20 protein-coding genes are annotated in these 21,644 nt (G+C 74.0%); 13 read left to right on the plus strand and 7 right to left on the minus strand.

Annotation, left to right across the window (positions count from 1 at the left end; genetic code table 11):
* Nucleotides 1-73: 73 nt before the first annotated feature.
* A complete protein-coding gene (locus BLT52_RS14040; protein WP_090594437.1) occupies nucleotides 74-715 on the minus strand; it encodes a TIGR03085 family metal-binding protein in 642 nt (213 codons plus the stop codon).
* A 66-nt stretch (nucleotides 716-781) separates the two neighbouring features.
* On the opposite strand from BLT52_RS14040, the gene hisI reads away from it, so the two are divergent.
* The gene (hisI, locus tag BLT52_RS14045; protein WP_172804048.1) at nucleotides 782-1,174 is read left to right on the plus strand and encodes a phosphoribosyl-AMP cyclohydrolase; all 393 of its coding nucleotides are present in this window, start codon (nucleotides 782-784) and stop codon (nucleotides 1,172-1,174) included.
* A gap of 31 nt (nucleotides 1,175-1,205) precedes the next feature.
* Here hisI and BLT52_RS14050 read toward each other — a convergent pair whose 3' ends face one another.
* The 4 genes from BLT52_RS14050 to BLT52_RS14065 are packed head-to-tail and all read right to left on the minus strand — an operon-like array spanning nucleotide 1,206 to nucleotide 4,237.
* Nucleotides 1,206-2,003, minus strand: coding sequence for a nitroreductase family protein (locus BLT52_RS14050; protein WP_090594439.1), 798 nt, complete (start codon nucleotides 2,001-2,003; stop codon nucleotides 1,206-1,208).
* A complete protein-coding gene (locus tag BLT52_RS14055; RefSeq protein WP_090594440.1) occupies nucleotides 1,994-2,422 on the minus strand; it encodes a hypothetical protein in 429 nt (142 codons plus the stop codon). The genes BLT52_RS14050 and BLT52_RS14055 overlap by 10 nt, the downstream gene beginning before the upstream one ends.
* Complete coding sequence (locus tag BLT52_RS14060) at nucleotides 2,412-3,122, minus strand: methyltransferase domain-containing protein (RefSeq protein ID WP_197679049.1); 711 nt, start codon at nucleotides 3,120-3,122, stop codon at nucleotides 2,412-2,414. The genes BLT52_RS14055 and BLT52_RS14060 overlap by 11 nt, the downstream gene beginning before the upstream one ends.
* On the minus strand, nucleotides 3,119-4,237 hold the full coding sequence (locus tag BLT52_RS14065; RefSeq protein WP_090594442.1) for a type III polyketide synthase: 1,119 nt from the start codon (nucleotides 4,235-4,237) through the stop codon (nucleotides 3,119-3,121). The genes BLT52_RS14060 and BLT52_RS14065 overlap by 4 nt, the downstream gene beginning before the upstream one ends.
* 127 nt (nucleotides 4,238-4,364) lie before the next feature.
* Here BLT52_RS14065 and BLT52_RS14070 point away from each other — a divergent pair, with 127 nt between their 5' ends.
* The 12 genes from BLT52_RS14070 (at nucleotide 4,365) to BLT52_RS14125 (ending at nucleotide 18,917) form a co-directional block, all read left to right on the plus strand.
* Entirely contained in the window at nucleotides 4,365-5,897 is a 1,533-nt protein-coding gene (locus BLT52_RS14070) for an anthranilate synthase component I (RefSeq protein ID WP_231946322.1), read from the plus strand.
* Nucleotides 5,894-6,586, plus strand: coding sequence for a Trp biosynthesis-associated membrane protein (locus BLT52_RS14075; RefSeq protein WP_090594445.1), 693 nt, complete (start codon nucleotides 5,894-5,896; stop codon nucleotides 6,584-6,586). Before BLT52_RS14070 ends, BLT52_RS14075 begins: the two co-directional genes overlap by 4 nt.
* Entirely contained in the window at nucleotides 6,583-6,828 is a 246-nt protein-coding gene (locus BLT52_RS14080; RefSeq protein ID WP_090594447.1) for an HGxxPAAW family protein, read from the plus strand. The genes BLT52_RS14075 and BLT52_RS14080 overlap by 4 nt, the downstream gene beginning before the upstream one ends.
* A gap of 16 nt (nucleotides 6,829-6,844) precedes the next feature.
* The gene (gene trpC, locus BLT52_RS14085; protein WP_090594448.1) at nucleotides 6,845-7,651 is read left to right on the plus strand and encodes an indole-3-glycerol phosphate synthase TrpC; all 807 of its coding nucleotides are present in this window, start codon (nucleotides 6,845-6,847) and stop codon (nucleotides 7,649-7,651) included.
* 118 nt (nucleotides 7,652-7,769) lie between these two features.
* Complete coding sequence (gene trpB, locus BLT52_RS14090; RefSeq protein ID WP_090594450.1) at nucleotides 7,770-9,014, plus strand: tryptophan synthase subunit beta; 1,245 nt, start codon at nucleotides 7,770-7,772, stop codon at nucleotides 9,012-9,014.
* 44 nt (nucleotides 9,015-9,058) lie between these two features.
* Nucleotides 9,059-9,877 (plus strand): tryptophan synthase subunit alpha, encoded by an 819-nt coding sequence (gene trpA, locus BLT52_RS14095; protein ID WP_090596791.1) that lies wholly within the window; start codon nucleotides 9,059-9,061, stop codon nucleotides 9,875-9,877.
* Nucleotides 9,877-10,542, plus strand: a complete 666-nt coding sequence (locus BLT52_RS14100; protein ID WP_090594451.1) for an SCO family protein — start codon at nucleotides 9,877-9,879, stop codon at nucleotides 10,540-10,542. Before trpA ends, BLT52_RS14100 begins: the two co-directional genes overlap by 1 nt.
* The gene (locus BLT52_RS14105) at nucleotides 10,539-11,321 is read left to right on the plus strand and encodes a DsbA family protein (protein WP_157677140.1); all 783 of its coding nucleotides are present in this window, start codon (nucleotides 10,539-10,541) and stop codon (nucleotides 11,319-11,321) included. Before BLT52_RS14100 ends, BLT52_RS14105 begins: the two co-directional genes overlap by 4 nt.
* On the plus strand, nucleotides 11,318-12,328 hold the full coding sequence (gene lgt / locus BLT52_RS14110) for a prolipoprotein diacylglyceryl transferase (RefSeq protein WP_090594454.1): 1,011 nt from the start codon (nucleotides 11,318-11,320) through the stop codon (nucleotides 12,326-12,328). The genes BLT52_RS14105 and lgt overlap by 4 nt, the downstream gene beginning before the upstream one ends.
* 48 nt (nucleotides 12,329-12,376) lie before the next feature.
* Nucleotides 12,377-12,577, plus strand: coding sequence for a hypothetical protein (locus BLT52_RS14115; RefSeq protein ID WP_157677141.1), 201 nt, complete (start codon nucleotides 12,377-12,379; stop codon nucleotides 12,575-12,577).
* A 240-nt stretch (nucleotides 12,578-12,817) separates the two neighbouring features.
* Nucleotides 12,818-17,461 carry a glutamate synthase large subunit gene (gene gltB, locus BLT52_RS14120; protein WP_090594457.1) on the plus strand — a complete coding sequence of 1,548 codons (4,644 nt, stop codon included), beginning with the start codon at nucleotides 12,818-12,820 and terminating at the stop codon, nucleotides 17,459-17,461.
* Complete coding sequence (locus BLT52_RS14125; protein ID WP_090594459.1) at nucleotides 17,454-18,917, plus strand: glutamate synthase subunit beta; 1,464 nt, start codon at nucleotides 17,454-17,456, stop codon at nucleotides 18,915-18,917. Before gltB ends, BLT52_RS14125 begins: the two co-directional genes overlap by 8 nt.
* Nucleotides 18,918-18,998: 81 nt before the next feature.
* Here BLT52_RS14125 and BLT52_RS14130 read toward each other — a convergent pair whose 3' ends face one another.
* Nucleotides 18,999-20,609, minus strand: a complete 1,611-nt coding sequence (locus BLT52_RS14130) for an ABC transporter permease (protein WP_090596793.1) — start codon at nucleotides 20,607-20,609, stop codon at nucleotides 18,999-19,001.
* Entirely contained in the window at nucleotides 20,609-21,535 is a 927-nt protein-coding gene (locus tag BLT52_RS14135) for an ABC transporter ATP-binding protein (RefSeq protein ID WP_090594460.1), read from the minus strand. Before BLT52_RS14135 ends, BLT52_RS14130 begins: the two co-directional genes overlap by 1 nt.
* Nucleotides 21,536-21,644 lie beyond the last annotated feature (109 nt).

The raw sequence follows: 21,644 nt of genomic DNA on the forward strand, positions 1-21,644 counted from the left end.
AGGGATGAGGCGACGCACCGGGGCGAGTCGCCGCGCGTCTGCGGAGGGGTCGGGAGGCGGTGGCGGGCAGCGCTCAGAGGCTGAAGTCCGAGCCCCGCAGCTTCTCCACGGCCTCGTCGTCGCCGATGGTGGTCACGTCGGCGACCCGGCCGCGGCCGTAGGCGTAGAGCAGCAGCTCGGTGGGACGTCCGACCAGGGTCACGGTCTGCTCACCCGCAGCCACCCGCAGCGGCTCACCCGGGCCCTCGGGCCGCTCCAGCACCACCCCGACCGGTGCACGGCGGAAGAAGGCCCGTCCGAGCAGCTTGAGCCGGCGCCAGACCCAGTCCTCGGTCTCGGCGTCCAGGTCGCGGGGACCCAGGGGGGCCTCCCCGGCGCGGCGGACGTCCTCGTGGTGGATGTAGAACTCGGTGGCGTTGGCCGGCTCGTCCACCCCGGGGAGGGCGAAGACGGAGAACCGGCTCGGCCCGCGGCGGATCTTGTCCACCAGCTCGGCGAAGGGCCAGCGCTCCTTGGTCTCGTTCATCCGCTTCTCGGTCAGCCCGGCCAGCGGCTTGGCCACGATGCCGGGAGCCCCGAGCGGGTCGGTCTCCCGCACCCACAGGTGCGCGGCCAGGTCGTGGCTGGTCCAGTCCCCGCAGAGCGTGGGCGCGTCGGGTCCGACCGCGTCCAGCAGGTCGCAGAGGCCAGCACGTTCCGACTGAGCGAGATTCACCCTCGCACTCTAGGCCCGCGCGGACGCCGACTGGGAACGAGGCGGTGGGGCGAGCACAATGTGGCGGTGAGCACCGACCCCGAGCAGACCCCCGACCTCCCGGCCGAGGAGCCCGTCCTGGACGAGGACCTGGCCGCCCTGCTGCGCCGCAACGAGGACGGCCTCGTACCGGCGGTGGTGCAGGACGCCGACAGCGGGCGGGTGCTGATGCTGGCCTGGATGGACGACGAGGCGCTGCGGCGGACGCTGACCTCCCGGCAGGGCACGTACTGGTCGCGCAGCCGTGAGGAGTACTGGGTCAAGGGCGCCACCAGCGGACACACCCAGCACGTCCGCTCGGTCGAGCTGGACTGCGACGGGGACGCGCTGCTGCTCACGGTGGACCAGATCGGCCCGGCCTGCCACACCGGGCGGCCGTCCTGCTTCGACAGCCACCGGCTGCTGGCCGACCGCACCTGAGCCGACCCGTGCCCGAGCCGTCCCGGGCGGCTCAGACCTCGGTGTCCCAGCCCTGCTGCGGGGTCTCGCAGGTGTCGCGGAAGACGTACTGCGAGGGCTGCTTGCGCTCGTGGCTGGACCAGTCGATCTTGGGCCGACGCTGCTCCTCGGGCACGTAGCCGATCCGGTAGACCGCCATCAGCTCCAGCTCCTCGGGCACCTGGAACAGCGCGGCCAGCCGCTCCCACTGACCCGGGACCTCCATCGGGAACGAGACGAACTGGATGCCCAGCCCGAGCTCGACCGTGGTCAGCCACAGGTTCTCCATCGCCGCCCCCATGCTGAACACGGAGTAGAACGAGGACAGCTCGCCGGTGCGGTACTCGGCGCGGTCCAGCATCACCGCCAGGAGCATGGGGGAGGACGCCACCAGCTTCCGGTTCTCCTCCCCGAGGGTGTTGGGCACCCGGAGCCTGTTCATCAGCTTCTGCCCCGAGGGCGTGAACACCTGCTTGGTGAACGGCCGCAGCGGTGCCGGCAGCTTGTCGAACAGCATCCCGTCGCGCCGGGTGGCCATCTCCTCGGCGGAGAAGCGGAAGTAGCGCCGGTAGCGCTGGAAGAAGGTGCCGTTGGACATCGCCTCGGTCATGCTCGCCCCGCTGATGGAGGCCACCTGCTCGATGGTCTCCCGCCGCTCGGTGACCAGGAAGCGCCAGGGCTGGCTGTTCAGCTGCGAGGGCGCCCGTCCGGCCATCTCGACCAGCAGCCGCTGGTGCTCCTCGCGGACCGGGTCGGGGCGGAAGCCGCCGTTGGTGGTCCGGCGCCGGCGGATCGCCTCGATCAGCTCCACGCTCTCTCCTCCAGGTTCTCGGGTCGGACGGGGCGGCGGGCCAGCAGCACCGCGGCCAGGTAGCAGGGCAGCACGCTGAGCGCGACCACCGGGTGACGTCGGGAGCGGGTGGGCACCCGCGACAGGGCGGCCAGCGCCGGGAGCGCACCCAGCAGCACCCCGCCGGCGCGGGAGCGCGACCAGAGCGGTCCGGTCGCGGCCATCGTGGTCGTGGTCACCGTGGTGATGTAGGCCGCGTGGTGGACCCAGCGGTGCCGGCCCCCGCCCAGCCGCAGGGCCAGCCCGACCCCGAGCAGGACGCTCGCGGTGTAGGAGGCGGCGGCCACCAGGGTGAGCCGCCGGGCGGCGAGGTCGCGGGCACCGACCGCGGCGAGGGTGCGGTCGGGGGCGGTAGCGCGGCTGCTGGCCTCAGCGTGCACGGACGTCCTCCCCGGCTCCGTGCCGCAGCACCAGCCGCGACGGCACCCGGCGCTGCACGCTCCAGCCGTCGGGCACCAGGGCGTCCAGCTCCTCGCGGGTGAAGCTGCGGCGGATCGAGACCATCCCGTCGTGGCGCAGCAGCGAGCGCCGGGCCGCGGGCAGGGCCAGCACCCCCCAGGCCAGCCGGGCCGGGGTGCTGCGCTCCAGGTCGTTGTGCAGCACCAGCGAGCCGGCCAGCCGGGTGCTGTCGGCCAGCAGAGCCAGCACCTCCTCGTCGCGGAGGTGGTGCAGCAGGTGGTTGCTGACCACGACGTCGAAACGGCGCCCGTGCCGGACCAGGGCGGTGGTGTCGGTCTGCTCGAACGAGACGCCGGGCTCCTCCCCGGCGCGCTCCGCCCAGTCGTGGGCCCGGGGGTCGGGGTCGACGCCGGTCACCTGCAGCGACAGCCCGTCCGCCCGCGCCCAGCCGGCCAGCCGCCGGGTCACGTCCCCGCCGCCGGAGCCGACGTCGAGAAGGGTGGTGGTGCGGTGCCGGTCCAGCAGGGGCCGGATCTCGCGGCGGTACAGCGAGCGCCAGCCCGCCAGCACGGCGTTCACCACGCGGAAGTGGGCATAGGTGCGCTCCAGCCGGTCCAGGTCGACGTCCGGGTCGTCCATCAGCTCCCGCAGGTCCGGCGCCCGGCCGGTCGCCGCGCTCACGGACCGACCCGGGAGAGCAGCGCGGACTCCACCGTCAGCCCCGGGCCGAAGGCGACCGCGCAGACCCGGCCGGGCCCGTCGGGGTCGGCCAGCAGGTCGGCCAGGATGAACAGCACGGTCGCGCTGGACATGTTGCCGTGACGCCGCAGCACCTCCCGCGACGGCGCCAGCTGCTCCTCGTCCAGCCCGAGGGCGACCTGGACCCGGTCCAGCACGCTCCGCCCACCCGGGTGCACCGCCCAGCCGTCGACCTCGCGCCAGGGCCGCCCGGCCAGCGCGGGGTCGTCGGCGCGCAGCGGCTCCAGCGCCCGGGCCACCTCGCGCTCCAGCACCTTCGGCACCGCCGCGGTCAGCACCATGTCGAAGCCCAGGTCCCCGATCGTCCAGGCCATCTCCTCCCGGCCGTCGTCCACCACCGCCGAGGCGAAGCCGTCCAGCCCGAGCACGGTGCGTCCGGGTGCCGGTGGTCGGGCGGTGACCAGGGCGGCTGCCGCCCCGTCGGCGAAGACCGAGGACGCCACGACGGTGTCCAGGTCGTCGCCGCTGTGGACGTGCAGCGTGCACAGCTCCACGCACACCACCAGCACCACCGCGTCCGGGTCGGCGGTGCAGATGGTGCGGGCGGCGCGCAGTGCGGGGAAGGCGGCGTAGCAGCCCATGAAGCCCAGGTGCATCCGCTCGGTGGCGGGGGAGAGCCCGAGCTCACGGACCAGGACGTGGTCCGGGCCGGGGGCGAAGAAGCCGGTGCAGGAGGCGGTGATGACGTGGGTGACGTCGCCGGCCGTGAGCTCCGGCGCCCCGGCCAGCGCCCGGCGGGCGGCCTGCAGAACCAGCTCGGGGACGTGGCGGACGTAGCGGGCGTTGCGGACACCGGTGGAGGGGTGGACCAGCAAACCGTCGGGGCCGACGAAGGGGGAGCCGTCGGCGGGGTCCACCAGCTCGTCCAGGACGGTGTGGCGGGTGTCGATGGACGAGGCGTCGAAGGCCGCACGGAGCCGCCTGACCCCCAGCCGGCTGAGCCCGGGCTGGGCGGCCAGCAGGTCGCGTGCGACGGGCTGCTCCAGCACGTTCGGGGGGAGCGCCGTCCCGATGGCGTGCACCGCGGCCGAGGTCATGCGGGCAACCTACCCGGGCACCGGAGACGCCCGGGTGAGGCCCCGGGCCGCCCCGGCACCACTAGGCTGGGCCCTCGTCGGCGGCGGGGTGCAGGACCCCGCCCGGCCAGCAGGAGGAGCGACGACGGTGGAGATCACCCCCAGCCTCGAGCGGTTCCGCGAGCTGGCCCCGCGGACCCGGGTGATCAGCGTGCACACCCGGCTGGCCGCCGACGCCGAGACCCCGGTGGGGCTGTACGCCAAGCTGGCCGGGGGACCGGGGAGCTACCTGCTGGAGTCGGTCGAGCACGGGGTCTGGTCGCGCTGGTCCTTCATCGGGGTCCGCTCCTCGGCCACGCTGACCGAGCAGGACGGCGCGGCGGTCTGGAGAGGGCGCCCCCCGGTCGGCCTGCCCACCGACGGCGACCCGCTGAACGCCCTCGGACGCACCCTGGAGCTGCTGCAGGGCCCGGCCCAGGAGGGGCTGCCGCCGCTGGCCTCGGGGATGGTCGGCTACCTCGGCTACGACACCGTGCGCAGGATCGAGGTGCTGCCCGACGGCAACGTCGACGACCTCGGTCTGCCCGAGCTGCAGATGATGCTGATCTCCGACCTGGCCGTGCTGGACCACCAGACCGGTGAGGTGTGGCTGATCGCCAACGCGGTCAACGTCGACGACACCGACGAGCGGGTCGACGAGGCCCACGCCGACGCGGTGGCGCGGATCGAGGCGATGGCGGCCCGGCTGGCCGAGCCGTCCCCGTCGCTGGTCGCGGTCCCGGGCGGGGAGTCCGAGCTGCGGGTGCACAACCAGCGCACCACCGAGGAGTACGCGGCCGCGGTGGAGGCGGCGGTGGAGGAGATCCGCGCCGGCGAGGCCTTCCAGGTGGTGGTCAGCCAGCGCTTCGACGTCACCACCGGGGCCGATGCCCTCGACGTCTACCGGGTGCTCCGGCTCAGCAACCCCAGCCCCTACCTCTACCTGGTCCGCCTGGACGGCTTCGACGTGATCGGCTCCAGCCCCGAGGCACTGGTCACCATCACCGACGGCCAGGCCACCACCCACCCGATCGCCGGCTCCCGCCCGCGCGGCGCCGACCCCGCCGAGGACCTCCGGCTCGAGGCCGAGCTGCTCGAGGACCCCAAGGAGCGGGCCGAGCACCTGATGCTGGTCGACCTGGCGCGCAACGACCTGGGCCGGGTCTGCCAGCCGGGCACCGTGTCGGTGACCGAGTTCATGCAGGTGCGCCGCTACAGCCACATCATGCACCTGGAGTCCTCGGTCAGCGGCCGGGTGCAGCCGGGTCGCAGCGCCCTGGACACCGTGATGGCCTGCTTCCCCGCCGGCACCCTCTCCGGGGCCCCCAAGGTCCGCGCGATGGAGATCATCGACGAGCTCGAGGTCTCCCGCCGCGGCCTCTACGGCGGGGTGGTCGGCTACTTCGACCTGGCCGGCAACGCCGACGTGGCCATCGCCATCCGCACCGCCGTGCTGCGCGACGGGGTGGCCCACGTCCAGGCCGGTGGCGGGATCGTGGCCGACTCGGTGGCCGCCACCGAGGACGCCGAGTCGCGCAACAAGGCCGCCGCCGTGCTGCGCGCCATCGCCCGCGCCGAGCGGATGACCCCGCTCGCGCCGCGCCCCGACGCCCCGGCCCGGGGGCGGGACGACGCCCGGTGACCCCTGGCCGCGAGCGCGCCCTCAGCTGGCTGGGGATCCTGGTGGCCTCCGGGCTGCTGCTGGTGTCGGCGTCCCAGGCCTGGGTCGCGGTGACCGCGTCCGGGGCCGCCACCTCGCTGTCGGGCACCGACGTCACCGGCGGGCTGAGCCAGGCGCTCGCCGTGGTGCCCCCGCTCGGTCTGCTGCTGGCGCTGACCCTGCGGGCGCGCGGCCGTCAGCTGGTCGGGGTGCTGCTCGTGCTGGTCGGGCTCGGTGCGGTGCTGCTCGGCCTGCGCCCACCCGCGCCGTCGCCGACGCAGGTGGAGGCCGCCCTGAGTGCGGTGTCCCTGGCCGAGGACTGGCAGACCTCGGTGACCAGCTGGCCGCGGGTCTTCGCCCTGGCCGGGGCCCTGCTCGTCGTGGCCGCGGTGGTGGTGGTGCGCCGGGCCCCGCGCTGGCCCAGCCGCGCGTCCCGCTACGAGGTCGGTGATCCCCCCGTCCGCAGCGACGACCCCGCCGACGCCTGGCGGGCCCTGGACCGCGGCGAGGACCCGACCGTCGGGCCGGCGGCCCCGGACGGGTCCGCCGACGACGAGGTGGCCCGTCCGCCGCAGGACCCGATTTCCCGGCGGCCGCCCGAGGGGGACACAATGGGCTCCGACGAGCCGGGTGAGCCCGGCCCGGACGAGCGAACCGAGGGGAGACCATGACCGAGGCGGCAGAGCGCTCCGTGCACAGCCACCCGAAGTACCACCACGGACGGTCCCCGGCTGCGTGGGCCGGCGTGCTGATCAGCCTGGTGGGCTTCTTCGTCGGCACGATCGGCTTCCTGGTCGGGCCCGGTGAGGACATCACGCCGCACTGGGTGGTGGTGGGCGTCGGTGCCGCGCTGGTCCTGCTGGGCTTCATCGCGACCCTGGTGCTCCGCGCCATCGGTCTGGGCAACGACTGAGCTGAGAGGCCCCACCATGGGAGTGCTGGACGAGATCGTCGAGGGTGTCCGCGAGGACATGGCCGAGCGGGTGGGTCGCGTCGGGCTGGACGAGCTCAAGCAGCGGGTGCGGCAGATGCCCTGCGCCCAGGACCCGCTGCCGGCCTTCCGCGCCCCCGGGGTCTCGGTGATCGCCGAGGTCAAGCGCCGCAGCCCGAGCAAGGGTGCGCTGGCCGAGATCGGCGACCCGGCCGCGCTGGCCCGTGACTACGAGCAGGGCGGTGCGGCCGCCATCTCGGTGCTCACCGAGCGCCGGCGCTTCGGCGGCTCGCTGGAGGACCTGGAGCAGGTCCGCCGCGCCGTCGACGTCCCCCTGCTGCGCAAGGACTTCATCGTCAGCGCCTACCAGCTCTTCGAGGCCCGCGCCGCGGGTGCGGACCTGGCGCTGCTGATCGTGGCCGCGCTGACCGACGACGAGCTGGTCTCCCTGATCGAGCGCGCCGAGTCGATCGGCCTGACCGCCCTGGTCGAGGCCCACACCGGAGACGAGGTGCGCCGGGCCGTCGACGCCGGCGCCAAGGTGATCGGGGTCAACGCCCGCAACCTGCAGACCCTCGAGGTCGACCCGACCACCTTCGCCCGGCTCGCCCCGCTGATCCCCACCGGCGTCGTGCGGATCGCGGAGTCCGGCGTCCGTGGGCCGCGCGACGTCTTCGACCTGGCCGAGGCCGGGGCCGACGTGGTGCTGGTCGGCGAGGCGCTGGTGACCGGTCGCGAGCCGCGGGCCGCCGTGGCCGACCTGGTCTCGGCCGGGGCGCACCCCGCCCTGCAGCACCGCGCCTGAGCCGGCGTCCGGGCCGTCGCGCCGGGAGCCGGGTGTGGGTGCGGTCGCCTAAGGTGGAGCGGCACGCGGGGCCACCGCCGTCCGGCACCGGCCCCGAGCACCCAGGAACGGAGACAGCGTGACTGCGCGGACCCTGCCCGACCCGACCGGGCACTTCGACCGCTTCGGCGGCAAGTTCGTGCCGGAGGCGCTGCACGCCGCGCTGGACCAGCTGGAGCGGGCCTTCAACGAGGCCAGCGCCGACCCGGCCTTCGCCACCCGTCTGGACGGCCTGCGTCGCAACTACACCGGGCGTCCCACGCCGATCACCGAGCTGACCCGCTTCTCCGCCCACGCCGGCAACGCCACCGTGCTGGTCAAGCGCGAGGACCTCAACCACACCGGCTCGCACAAGATCAACAACGTCCTCGGGCAGGCCCTGCTGGCCGAGCGGATGGGCAAGAAGCGCCTGATCGCCGAGACCGGGGCCGGGCAGCACGGGGTGGCCACCGCCACCGCCGCGGCCCTGTTCGGGATGGAGTGCACCGTCTACATGGGCAAGGTCGACACCGACCGGCAGGCCCTCAACGTGGCCCGGATGCAGCTCCTCGGTGCGGAGGTGGTGGCCGTCGAGGCCGGCAGCCGGACCCTCAAGGACGCGATGAACGAGGCGATGCGGGACTGGGTCGCCTCGGTCGACACCACCCACTACCTGATCGGCACCGTCGCCGGACCGCACCCCTTCCCCTGGCTGGTGCGGGAGTTCCAGCGGATCATCTCCACCGAGGCCCGGGCCCAGGTGCTGGAGCGCTGGGGCCGGCTGCCCGACGTGGTGGCCGCCTGCGTCGGTGGCGGCTCGAACGCCATGGGCACCTTCGCCGACTTCCTCCCCGACACCGGCGTCCAGCTGTTCGGCTTCGAGGCCGGGGGCGACGGCGTCGACACCGCCCGCCACGCCGCCGCCATCAGCGGTGGCCGCGTCGGGGTGCTGCACGGCACCCGGACCTACGTGCTGATGGACGACGACGGCCAGACCACCGAGTCCCACTCCATCTCCGCCGGTCTGGACTACCCGGGCGTCGGGCCCGAGCACGCCTGGTTGGCCGACGCCGGCCGGGCCAGCTACCGCGCGGTCACCGACACCGAGGCGATGGAGGCCCTGCGCCTGCTCACCCGCACCGAGGGGATCCTGCCGGCGATCGAGTCCGCGCACGCCCTGGCCGGGGTGCTGACCCTGGGCCGGGAGTGGGCTGAGGAGCGTCCCGACGAGCACCCGCTGTTCCTGGTCTGCCTGTCCGGGCGCGGCGACAAGGACGTCCGCACCGCGATCAGCTGGTTCGGGCTGGACGGGTCGGTCGACGCCACCGCGGGCGGGCCGCTGTGAGCGCCCCCACCGCGGGGCTGGACCGCCACGGCGTCTCCGGGCGGGTGCTGGCGGGCTGCCGCGACGAGGGCCGGGCGGCGCTGGTCGGCTACCTGCCGGTCGGCCACCCCGACGTCGCCACCTCGGTGCAGGCGATGGTCCGCCTCACCGGCGACGGCGAGCGGCCCGGGGTCGACCTGGTCGAGATCGGGATGCCCTACAGCGACCCGGTGATGGACGGGGTGACGATCCAGCAGGCCACCACCCGGGCGCTGGCCCGGGGGGTCCGCACCCGCGACGTCTTCACCGCCGTCGAGGCCGTCGCCGCCACCGGCACCCCGGCGCTGGTGATGATCTACTGGAACCTGGTCGAGCAGTACGGCGTGGACGCCTTCTGCCGCGACCTGGCCGCCGCCGGCGGGGCCGGGCTGATCACGCCGGACCTGACGCCGGACGAGGCCGGTCCCTGGCTGGAGGGCTCCGACGTCCACGGCCTGGACCGGGTGTTCCTGGTGTCCCCGTCCACCACCCAGGCCCGGCTGGCCAGCACCCTGGCCGCCTGCCGTGGGTGGGTCTACGCCACCTCGGTGATGGGCGTCACCGGCACCCGCACCCAGACCTCCACCGCCGGTCCGGAGCTGGTGGCCCGGATCCGCGCGCAGGACCCCGAGATGATGGTGGGGCTCGGTCTCGGCGTCTCCGACGGGGACCAGGCGGCCGAGACCGCCGGGTTCGCCGACGCCGTGATCGTCGGCTCGGCCCTGGTCCGGACGCTGCTGCAGGCCGAGGACGACGGGCGTCCGGAGGACCTGGGCGGGCTGGGGGCGGTGGTCGACGACCTGGCCGCCGGCGTCCGCCGCGGCCGTCCCCCCGCCCGCGGCTGATGGTCCGGACGCGCCCGCAGCTCGGGGCCGGTGCACCGCTGCAGGTGCTCGCCGCCTGGGTGCTCCTGGTGGGTCTGACCCTGACCACCGCCGGCTGCGTCACCGGTCCGGAGCGCGAGTCGGCCCCGGCTGACCCCGACCGCTACACCGGGAGCTGGCTCAGCGAGGGGTACCCGGTCCCCGACGTGACCCTGTCGGACACATCGGGCGGGCACTTCGACGTCCAGACCTCGCCGTCGCGCCCGGTCACCGTGATGTTCTTCGGCTACACCCACTGCCCGGAGTCCTGCACGGCCGTGCTCGACACCCTGCACAGCGCCCTGGATTCCCTGCCGGACCACCTCGCGGGCAAGGTCCAGGTGGTCGTGGTCAGCGTCGACCCGGACCGGGACAGCCCGGAGGCGTTGCGCACCTGGCTGGACCGGTGGGACGGTTCCTGGATCGGGCTGCGCGGCGGGCTGGACGAGGTGCGCGACCTGGCCGGCGCGGTCGGTGTCGAGGTCGGCGGTCGCCGGGCCCTGCCCGACGGCGGGTACCAGGTGGCCCACGGCGCCCAGCTGGTCGGCGTCGACCGCGACGACACCGCGCGGCTGGTGTGGGTCGAGGGCACCGGCGTGGCGGACCTCGGCCGCGACCTCGAGACCTTCATCAAGGAGCAGAAGTGAGTGCACGGTCCTCCGGCCGGAACCGGCCCTCGTCACGCGGCGGGGGTGAGTCGGCGCGCAACGCCCGGCTGCGCGCCCAGGCCGCGGCGCAGGCCGCCGCCGCCCGGCGGCGTCGTACCCGGGTGCTGCTGGTCCTGGTCGGTGTCGCGGTGCTGGTGGTGGTGCTCGGCATCGTCGTGGGCCCGCGGCTCTCCGGCTCCTCGACGGGCTCGGCACCCCTGGTCGCCCCGACCACCGTCGCCGCCCCGCAGCGCTCCGCGCAGCCGCCGGTCACCGGCCGCCCGGTGGTGCTGGCCGGGGACGCCGGTGCGACCCACGTGCTGACGGTCTGGGCCGACTTCTCCTGCTCGCACTGCCGCGACTTCGCCACCGACTACGGCGACGTGCTGGAGCGCGCTGCCGAGCAGGGCCAGGTGCGGGTGGAGCTGATGCCGGTGACCTTCGTCGCGCCGCCGTCCTCGGTGCGTGCGGCGAACGCCTTCGCCTGCGCAGCGGAGGGCGGGTTCGGACCGGCGTACCACGACGCCCTCTTCGCCAGCTTCCGCACGGACTGGGACGACGAGCAGCTGGTCGCCCTGGCCGAGCGGGTCGCCCCCGGCTCCGACCTCGCCGGCTGCCTGGACGACTCCCGGCACCAGCCCTACCTCGACTCGGTCGACCAGGCCGCCCAGGCGGCCGGGGTCGACGCCACCCCCACGGTGCTGCTCGACGGCGCACCCCTCCCGCTGGCCCAGACCACCCCGGCCGACCTGGCCGCGACGCTCCAGGAGACACCGTGACCGAGCTCTTCATCCCCAGCCCGTCCCAGGGGGTCTGGGAGGTCCTGGGCTTCCCCGTCCGCGCCTACGCCATCTGCATCATCATCGGGATCGTGCTGGCCTGGGTGATGGGCTCACGCCGCTGGGCCGGCCGCGGCGGGCGCGCGGAGACCCTGGAGACCGCGGTCCTGGTCGCGGTGCCGCTGGGCATCGTCGGCGCCCGCATCTACCACGTGATCACCGACGCCCAGCTCTACTTCGGTCCCGGGCGGGACCCGGTGCGGGCCCTCTACATCTGGGAGGGCGGGCTGGGCATCTACGGCGCGGTCGCTGCCGGCGCGCTGGGCATCTGGCTGGTCGCCCGCCGTCGTGGGGCGAGCTTCATGGCCATCGCCGACGCCCTGGCCCCGGGCCTGGTCCTGGCCCAGGCCGTGGGGCGGATCGGGAACTACTTCAACCAGGAGCTCTTCGGCCGCCCCACCACGCTGCCCTGGGGACTGGAGATCGACGCCGTCAACCGCCCCGACGGCTACGAGCAGTTCGCCACCTTCCACCCCACCTTCCTCTACGAGCTGCTCTGGAACGTCGGGGTCTGCCTGCTGCTGATCTGGGCCGGGCGGCGCTTCTCCCTCGGCCGCGGCAAGACCTTCGCCCTCTACGTGGTGCTCTACGCGCTGGGCCGGTTCTGGATCGAGGCGCTGCGGATCGACCCGGCCAACGTCTTCGGCGGGGTCCGGCTGAACAACTGGACCACGCTGGCCATCCTGCTCGCCGGTCTGGTCTGGTTCGTCTGGCTGCTCCGGTTCCGGCCGGGTCTGGAGACCTCGGTGGAGCCCGGCGCCCCGGCGCCGGAGGAGGAAGGGGACGAGCGGGTGGCGGCCCGCGCCCTCGAGCCGCAGGCGGCCGCCGGCTCGCCGTCCACCCCCGCGACCGACGGTGCTGAGGACGGCTCGGGAGCCGCCGACGAAGCCGACCCGCAGAGCCCGCCGCGCGAGGCCGACCACGACGGGGCGACCGGTCGAGACTGAGGTCCTGCCCGCCTATACTCGTCGCATCGTCACCGGCTGGAGGTGCTCATGAGCCGCAACACCCTGCACGTCGTGCTGTTCCTCACCGCCGTCCTGACGGTCGCCGCCATCGTCGCCGGCGCAGGTGCAGGAACCGTCCTGGTCACCGGTCTGGCCGCCGCTGTGGTTTTTCTCACAGTGGTGTCCACCACCGTCCCCGACCGCCGCGTTCCCGTCCGCGTCCGGGCGACCGATCGTCGCCGACGCTGACCGCGTCTCACCACTCGCGCCCGCTCCCCGCGAGGGAGCCCAACGCCTCTTCGGCGTCCAGGATGTGAGCCAGCGTGCTCATGATGTGGGATCGTTCCCGTTAGGCTCCGACGCCGCCCGGGGACGCGCAGACCTGCCCGACCACGGTCGGGCCGCAGGACGAGGCGGGACCGGGGGACCGGCTCGCCGGACACGGTCACCCGCCGTCGGCGGCACGACCACACAGTGATGGGAGACGACATGACGCACCAGGTCCGAGGCGAGCACGCCTCCCCGACCGCGCCCGGGTCCACCACGGCCGACCACGACCCGGCCGCCTTCCGTGAGCAGCGGCCCGCGGCCCAGGGTCTCTACGACCCCTCCCAGGAGCACGACGCCTGCGGCGTGGCCTTCGTCGCCCAGCTGAGCGGCGAGCCCAGCCACGACATCGTCGAGAAGGGCCTGGAGGCCCTGCGCAACCTCGACCACCGCGGCGCCACGGGTGCCGACACCGCCGCCGGCGACGGCGCGGGCATCCTGGTGGTCGTCCCCGACGCCTTCCTGCGCGGGGTCTGCGACTTCGAGCTCCCCGCCCAGGGCCGTTACGCCGTCGGCATGGCCTACCTCCCGCGCGAGCAGGACGCCCGCAGCCGGGCCCGCCGCGCGGTCGAGGCGCTGGCCGACGACGAGGGCCTGACCGTCCTCGGCTGGCGAGAGGTGCCGGCCGACGCCAGCACGCTCAGCCCCGTCTCCACCGCGAACATGCCCCACTTCGAGCACCTGGTGGTCGCGGCCGCCGACGGCTCGGAGGGGATGGCCCTGGAGCGGATGGCCTTCTGCCTGCGCCGCCGGGCCCAGAACCAGGTCGGGGTGTACTTCGCGTCGCTGTCCTGCCGCACCCTGGTCTACAAGGGGATGCTCACCACCGACCAGCTCGAGGAGGTCTTCCCCGAGCTGCACGACGAGCGGCTGGCCTCCCCGCTGGCCCTGGTGCACTCCCGCTTCTCCACCAACACCTTCCCCGCCTGGGAGCTGGCCCACCCCTACCGGCTGATCGCCCACAACGGCGAGATCAACACCGTCCGCGGCAACCGCAACTGGATGCGGGCCCGGGAGGAGCTGCTGGCCTCGGACCTGATCCCCGGTGACCTGTCCCGGCTCTACCCGATCTGCAGCGACTCCGCCTCGGACTCGGCCTCCTTCGACGAGGTGCTCGAGCTCCTGCACCTGGGCGGACGCTCCCTCCCGCACGCGGTGCTGATGATGGTCCCGGAGGCCTGGGAGAACAGCACCGAGATGAACCAGGAGCTGAAGGACTTCTACGCCTTCCACTCCTCCCTGATGGAGCCCTGGGACGGCCCGGCGGCCATCTGCTTCACCGACGGCACCCGGATCGGTGCCTGGCTGGACCGCAACGGCCTGCGCCCGGGCCGCTACTGGGTGACCGACGACGGCCTGGTGGTGCTCGCCTCCGAGACCGGGGTGCTGGACATCCCGGCCTCCTCGGTGACGGCCAAGGGGCGGCTCAAGCCGGGCCGGATGTTCCTGGTCGACCTCGAGCAGCACCGCATCATCGGTGACGAGGAGATCAAGACCGAGCTCGCCACCGCCGAGCCCTACGGGGAGTGGCTCAAGGGCCGGGTCAGCCTCAACGACCTGCCCACCCGCGAGCACACCGTGCACAGCCACGCCTCGGTCACCCGCCGCCAGCAGGTCTTCGGCTACACCGAGGAGGACCTCCGGCTGCTGATCTCGCCGATGGCCTCGATGGGTGCGGAGCCGATCGGCTCGATGGGCACCGACACCCCGCTGGCCGTGCTGTCCCAGCGTCCGCGGCTGATCTTCGACTACTTCAGCCAGCTCTTCGCCCAGGTCACCAACCCCCCGCTGGACGCCATCCGCGAGGAGCTGGTCACCTCCCTGGCCGGCACCCTGGGTCCCGAGCGCAACCTGCTCGCCCCCGAGCCCGCCTCCTGCCGCCAGCTCGTGGTGCCCTTCCCGGTGCTGGACAACGACCAGCTGGCGAAGATCCTGCACGTCCACCGCTCCGACGACCTGCCGGGCTTCGCCACCTCCGTGGTGCGCGGGCTGTACCCGGTCGGCGGCGGCGGGGCGGCGCTGGAGCAGGCCATCGCCGAGGCGTGCGCCGAGGCCAGCCGGGCGATCGCGGCCGGGGCGCGGATCATCCTGCTCTCCGACCGCCACTCCAACGCCGAGCTGGCCCCGATCCCGTCGCTGCTGCTCACCGCCGCGGTGCACCACCACCTGGTCCGGGAGAAGACCCGCACCAAGGTCGGTCTGGTGGTCGAGGCCGGGGACGTCCGCGAGGTCCACCACGTCGCCCTGCTGCTGGGCTACGGCGCCGCCGCGGTCAACCCCTACCTGGCCTTCGAGACCGCCGAGGACCTGGCCCGCCGCGAGGTCTACGTCGCCGTCGAGGCCGAGAAGGCCGTGGCCAACGTGGCCAAGGCGCTCGGCAAGGGCGTGCTGAAGGTGATGAGCAAGATGGGCGTCTCCACGGTCGCCTCCTACACCGGCGCGCAGATCTTCGAGGCCTACGGCCTGTCCGCGCAGCTGGTCGACCGCTACTTCACCGGCACCACCTCCAAGATGGGTGGCGTCGGGCTGGAGGAGGTGGCGGAGGAGATCCGCCGCCGCCACGCCACCGCCTACCCGGCCGACGGCATCCCGCTGGCCCACCGCGAGCTGGAGATCGGTGGGGAGTACCAGTGGCGTCGCGAGGGCGAGCCGCACCTGTTCGACCCCGAGAGCGTCTTCCGGCTGCAGCACTCCACCCGCTCCGGGCGCTACGACGTCTTCAAGCAGTACACCGCCCGGGTCGACGACAACGCCGCCCGGCAGATGACCCTGCGCAGCCTGCTCCGCTTCGCCAGCGACCGCAGCCCGGTGCCGATCGAGGAGGTCGAGCCGGTCAGCGCCATCGTCAAGAGGTTCTCCACCGGGGCGATGTCCTACGGCTCCATCTCCCAGGAGGCCCACGAGACCCTGGCCATCGCGATGAACCGCCTGGGCGGGAAGTCCAACACCGGTGAGGGCGGGGAGGACACCGACCGGCTGCACGACCCGGTGCGGCGCAGCGCGATCAAGCAGGTCGCCTCGGGCCGCTTCGGCGTCACCTCGGACTACCTGACCAACGCCTCAGACATCCAGATCAAGATGGCCCAGGGCGCCAAGCCCGGTGAGGGCGGTCAGCTGCCCGGTCAGAAGGTCTACCCGTGGGTGGCCCGGACCCGGCACTCCACCCCCGGCGTCGGGCTGATCTCCCCGCCGCCGCACCACGACATCTACTCCATCGAGGACCTCAAGCAGCTGATCCACGACCTCAAGTGCGCCAACCCGGTGGCCCGGGTGCACGTGAAGCTGGTCGCCGAGGTCGGGGTGGGGACGGTGGCCGCCGGTGTGGCCAAGGCCAAGGCCGACGTGGTGCTGATCTCCGGCCACGACGGTGGCACCGGGGCGGCGCCGCTGACCTCCCTCAAGCACGCCGGTGGTCCCTGGGAGCTCGGCCTGGCCGAGGCCCAGCAGACGCTGCTGCTGAACGGGCTGCGCGACCGCATCGTCGTGCAGTGCGACGGCCAGCTGAAGACCGGCCGCGACGTCGTGGTGGCCGCCCTGCTGGGCGCGGAGGAGTTCGGCTTCGCCACCGCCCCGCTGGTGGTCAGCGGCTGCGTGATGATGCGCGTCTGCCACCTCGACACCTGCCCGGTGGGCGTCGCCACCCAGAACCCGGACCTGCGTGCCCGCTACACCGGCAAGGCCGAGTACCTGGTCAACTTCTTCGAGTTCATCGCCGAGGAGGTGCGCGAGCACCTGGCGGCGCTGGGCTTCCGCAGCGTCGAGGAGGCCGTCGGCCACGTCGAGGCGCTGGACGGCACCGGCGCGGTGGAGCACTGGAAGGCCCACGGCCTGGACATCTCCCCGATCCTGCACCAGCCCACGCTGCCCGAGGGCACCCCGCTGCACCGCGTCAACGTCCAGGACCACGGGCTGGAGCACAAGCTCGACCAGCGCCTGATCGAGTTCGCCGGCCCCGTCCTCGAGGCGGCCCGGACCGGTGACCTGCCGGCCCCGCTGCGGGGGGAGTTCGCCGTCCGCAACGTGGACCGCACCGTCGGCACCCTGCTCGGCCACGAGGTGACCAAGGCCACCGGGGGGAAGGGGCTGGAGCCCGACACCATCGAGCTGGTGCTCGACGGGTCGGCCGGGCAGAGCCTGGGGGCGTTCCTGCCCCGCGGCATCACCCTGCGCCTCACCGGCGACTCCAACGACTACGTCGGCAAGGGCCTGTCCGGCGGGCGGATCATCATCGCCCCCGAGACCGGTGCGGCCTTCCTGGAGGACCACTCCGAGACCGGTGGGGCCGAGGAGCAGATCGTGGCCGGCAACGTGATCGGCTACGGCGCCACCTCCGGTGAGATCTTCATCCGGGGCCAGGTGGGGGAGCGCTTCTGCGTGCGCAACTCCGGGGCCACCGCGGTGGTCGAGGGCGTGGGCGACCACGGCTGCGAGTACATGACCGGTGGCGTGGCGGTGGTGCTCGGCAGCACCGGGCGCAACTTCGCCGCCGGCATGTCCGGGGGCGTGGCCTACGTGCTGGACATGCGCCACGACCGGCTGAACAGCGAGCTGGTGGACCCGCTGCCCCTGGACGCCGACGACGTCGCGCTGGTGCGGGAGCTGCTGCAGCGCCACCGCGACGAGACCGGCTCCTCGACCGCCGCCCAGCTGCTGGGCGACGCCTCGGGCAGCTCGGTGGCCGAGCGGTTCACCAAGGTGATGCCGCGTGACTACGCCAAGGTGGTGGCCGCCCGCATCGCGGCCGAAGCCGACGGACTGGACGAGCAGACCACGACCCGCAAGATGATGGAGGCCGCTCATGGCTGATCCCCGAGGCTTCATGACCACCCCCGTCGAGGTGGCCCCGCGCCGCCCGGTGCAGGAGCGGGTCCGGGACTGGAACGAGGTGTACCCCGGCGGTCCGGGCAAGGCGCTGCTGCCCATCATCAGCGACCAGGCCGGACGCTGCATGGACTGCGGCATCCCGTTCTGCCACACCGGGTGCCCGCTGGGGAACCTGATCCCGGAGTGGAACGACTTCGTCTGGCGGGGGGAGTGGGAGCAGGCGCTGGAGCGGCTGCACGCCACCAACAACTTCCCCGAGTTCACCGGACGGCTCTGCCCGGCCCCGTGCGAGACGGCCTGCGTGGTCGGCATCTCCCGTGAGCCGGTCACCATCAAGAACGTCGAGGTCTCGATCATCGACAAGGGCTGGGAGGACAAGCGCGTCCGGCCCGAGATCCCGGACTGGCACACCGGCAAGACCGTCGCCGTGATCGGCTCCGGTCCGGCCGGGCTGGCCGCGGCCCAGCAGCTCTCCCGGACCGGCCACACCGTGGCGGTCTACGAGCGGGCCGACGCCCCCGGTGGTCTGCTGCGCTACGGCATCCCCGAGTTCAAGATGGAGAAGAAGGTGCTCGAGCGCCGGATCCGCCAGATGAAGAACGAGGGCACCATCTTCCGCTGCGGGGTCGACGTCGGCACCGACATCACCGGTGACCAGCTCACGGAGCGCTACGACGCGGTCGTGCTCGCCCTGGGCTCGACGAAGGCGCGCGACCTGCAGATCCCCGGTCGCGAGCTGCACGGCATCCACCAGGCGATGGAGTTCCTGCCCCAGGCCAACCGGGCCGCCCTCGGCGAGGAGGTCCCGGACCAGATCACCGCCGAGGGCAAGCACGTGGTGATCATCGGCGGCGGCGACACCGGCGCGGACTGCCTGGGGACGTCCACCCGCCAGGGCGCGGCGACGGTCACCCAGCTGGAGATCATGCCGCAGCCGCCGGAGGCGCGCCCGGGCCACCAGCCCTGGCCGACCTACCCGATGACCTACAAGGTCTCCTCCGCCCACGAGGAGGGTGGCGAGCGCGTCTACGCCGTCAACACCTCCGAGTTCGTGGGCGAGGACGGCCGGGTCACCGGGCTGCGTCTCAGCGAGGTGCGCCTCGAGGACGGGCGGTTCGTCCCGGTCGAGGGCACCGAGCGCGACATCCCGGCCGACCTGGTGCTGCTGGCGATGGGCTTCACCGGCCCCGAGACCGGCACCGTGGTGGAGCAGCTGGGGGTGGAGCTCGACCAGCGGGGCAACATCGCCCGCGACGAGTCCTACGCCACCAACGTCCCGCGGGTCTTCGCCTGCGGTGACGCCGGCCGCGGTCAGTCGCTGATCGTCTGGGCCATCGCCGAGGGCCGTTCCTGCGCCAACGGCGTGGACGCCCTCCTCAGCGGGCAGTCCAAGCTGCCCCGCCCGATCGGCCCGCAGGTCCGCCAGATGATGGCCTGAGGTCCTGGCCCGGCTCACGAGCCGGGACCGGTCCCGCTGGAGGAGGTCGCCCTCAGGGCGGCCTCCTCCTGCCGTCAGCCCTCAGGTCGCCAGGTCACGCGTCCTCACCAGTCCCACCGCCGCCGCGGCCAGCCCCACGGCCACCCCGAGCACGGCGAGGGTGACCGGCAGGTCCAGCGTCTCCAGCGGCAGGGCCGAGGAGTGGCGGAACGGGCTGACGTCCTGGAGCCAGCCGGGCAGCCGCAGCAGCTCACCGAGCTGACCGAGGGCCAGGGCCAGCACCAGCGCACCCCACCCGAGGGGCACGGTCAGCCGGGGCAGCACGGCGAGGACGAGCGCCACCACGGCCACCACCACCAGCGCGGCCGGGACGTGGGCCAGCGCAGCCGCCACCCCGGTGCCCAGCCAGCCCGCCCCCAGCCCGGTGGCCAGGAAGCCGAGGCCGGCACCCAGCCCGGCCACGACGGCCACCCCCGTGGTCACCACGAACCCGAGGGCGAGCTGGGTGGCCAGCCACCTCCGCGTGGCCAGCGGCGCGCTGAGCAGCAGCTCCGCCCGTCCCTCGGCCTCCTCCGGCCGCAGACGCATCACCGTCTGGGTCCCGGCCGCGGCGGCGAGCACGCCGCTGATGCCGATCAGGGCCGTCGTGAAGACCTCCAGGACGTCCCCGCCCGCACCGGGCTGCAGCCGGGCGATCAGCTCACCCAGGGCCTGGTTGGACTCCGCGGCCCCGACCACCACCGGGGACAGCAGCCCGGCCAGGCTGCCCAGCGCCGCCGCCCCCAGGCACCAGCCCACCACGCTCGGCAGCTGCTGGCGCAGCGCCAGCCCCGCCGCCGAGCCGGTCAGGCGCCCGCCCTCGGCCGGACCGGGGCGCTCGGTCACCAGGCTCCCGCCCAGGTCCCGGGCCCGGCGCAGCAGCAGGGCCAGGACCGCCAGCAGCACCGAGGTCGCCGCCGGCAGCAGCAGGACCTCCGGTCGCTGCTCACCGAAGGGCGAGACCCGCTGCCCCCAGCCGATCGGGGACAGCCACGACAGCCACGCCGGGTCCGCCCGGGTGAGGTCCGCGCTGGGGGAGCCCAGGGCGTCCCCGACGCCCCGGACCAGGTAGGCCAGACCCACCAGCCCGCCCGCGAGGCCGTTGGCGGCGCGTGAGGTGGGCAGCACCTGCGCGCACACCGCCGCCACGCCGGCGAAGACCAGACCGACCAGGCCGAGCGCCGCCCCGGTGAGCACCGCGCCGGTGGCGTCGAGACCGGCGACCAGCAGCGCGAGGGCGGCCAGCGCCCCCAGCAGCAGACCGGCCACCGCGGAGGTCGCCAGGGTGGCGGCCAGCGGTAGCAGCCGTCCGGTGGGCGTGGCGCCGACCAGCTCGGCGCGACCGGCCTCCTCGTCGGCGCGGGTGTGGCGCACCACCAGGAAGACCTGCATCAGCCCGGCCAGGACGCCCAGGAAGGAGAACAGCTGGAAGAAGGTGACCGCCCCCACGCTGGTCCCGTCCGGTGTGCCGCGCAGGAACAGGAAGGCCGGGTTGGCCGCGGCGACGGCCACGACCGCGGCCCGCTGGGACTCCTCGCCGAACTCGGTGGAGATGGCGGCGGCCGCGGCCAGGCTCAGCAGCGCCATCCCGCCGATCCAGACCACCAGCTGCCAGCGGTCACGCCGGAGCTGGGCCCGCACCAGGGCGCGCATCACCGCACCTCCTCGGCGGGGTCGCTGCCGTAGTGGCGCAGGAAGAGCTGCTCCAGCGAGGGCGGGCTGGCCAGCACCGAGCTGGGCCGCAGCCGGGCCACCTCGGCCAGGACCTCGGGCAGGGCGTCCGGCTCCACGTCGAACTCGAGCGTCCCGTCCCCGTCGCGGAGCGCGGACACCCCGGCGAGGGCGCGCAGCGCCGCGGTGTCGGCCGGTGCGCTGCCCCCCGTCCCGGGCGTCACCCGGAAGGTGGTGGCGGTGAGCAGGCGGAGGTCGGCCAGCGTGCCCGTCTGCACCGTGCGGCCGGCGCGGATGATCGTCACCCGGTCGCACAGCCGCTCGACCTCGCTGAGGATGTGGCTCGACAGCAGCACCGCCGAGCCCTCGGCCCGGACCCGCTCGACGTGGGAGGCGAAGACCGCCTCCATCACCGGGTCCAGCCCGCTGGTCGGCTCGTCCAGCAGGTACAGCCGGGCCGGCCGGGCGAAGGCGGCCACCAGCACCACCTTCTGCCGGTTCCCCTTGGAGTACTGGCGGGCCAGCTTGCTGGTGTCCAGCTCGAAGTCGGCCACCAGCTCGCGACGCAGCCGGGCGTCGGCCCCGCCCCGCAGCCGGGTCATCAGGTCGATCGTCTCCCCGCCGCTGAGGTTCGGCCACAGCCCGACGTCGCCGGGGACGTAGGCCAGGTCGCGGTGGACGGCGACGGCGTCGCGCCACGGGTCGCGGCCCAGCACGCTGGCCCGGCCGCCGCTGGCGCGGATCAGGCCCAGCAGGATCCGCAGCGTGGTGGACTTCCCGGCCCCGTTCGGGCCGAGGAAGCCGTGCACCTCACCGGGGTGGACCCGGAGGTCCAGCCCGTCGAGTGCGTGGTGGCGTCCGAAGTGCTTGCGCAGCCCGGAGACGTCGATGGTCGGCGCGGCGGCCATGGGCCGGTCCTCTCGTGGTCACGACAGCACCACGGCGGGTCGCCGGGGTGCTCCGCTGCTCGCGGGCCGACCAGGCTTCCCGGCTCTCCGTCTCGGACTCTAGACCTGC

The sequence above is a fragment of the Auraticoccus monumenti genome (genome assembly GCF_900101785.1).
GTDB classification, from domain to species: domain Bacteria; phylum Actinomycetota; class Actinomycetes; order Propionibacteriales; family Propionibacteriaceae; genus Auraticoccus; species Auraticoccus monumenti.

Excerpts from the sequence above, each read along its gene's own strand:
- trpC (WP_090594448.1), top strand. The coding sequence starts at position 6,845 with ATGGGAGTGCTGGACGAGATCGTCGAGGGTGTCCGCGAGGACATGGCC.
- BLT52_RS14080 (WP_090594447.1), top strand. The coding sequence starts at position 6,583 with ATGACCGAGGCGGCAGAGCGCTCCGTGCACAGCCACCCGAAGTACCAC.
- gltB (WP_090594457.1), top strand. The coding sequence starts at position 12,818 with ATGACGCACCAGGTCCGAGGCGAGCACGCCTCCCCGACCGCGCCCGGG.
- BLT52_RS14100 (WP_090594451.1), top strand. The coding sequence starts at position 9,877 with ATGGTCCGGACGCGCCCGCAGCTCGGGGCCGGTGCACCGCTGCAGGTG.
- BLT52_RS14065 (WP_090594442.1), bottom strand. The coding sequence starts at position 4,237 with ATGACCTCGGCCGCGGTGCACGCCATCGGGACGGCGCTCCCCCCGAAC.
- BLT52_RS14130 (WP_090596793.1), bottom strand. The coding sequence starts at position 20,609 with ATGCGCGCCCTGGTGCGGGCCCAGCTCCGGCGTGACCGCTGGCAGCTG.
- BLT52_RS14115 (WP_157677141.1), top strand. The coding sequence starts at position 12,377 with ATGAGCCGCAACACCCTGCACGTCGTGCTGTTCCTCACCGCCGTCCTG.
- BLT52_RS14135 (WP_090594460.1), bottom strand. The coding sequence starts at position 21,535 with ATGGCCGCCGCGCCGACCATCGACGTCTCCGGGCTGCGCAAGCACTTC.
- BLT52_RS14125 (WP_090594459.1), top strand. The coding sequence starts at position 17,454 with ATGGCTGATCCCCGAGGCTTCATGACCACCCCCGTCGAGGTGGCCCCG.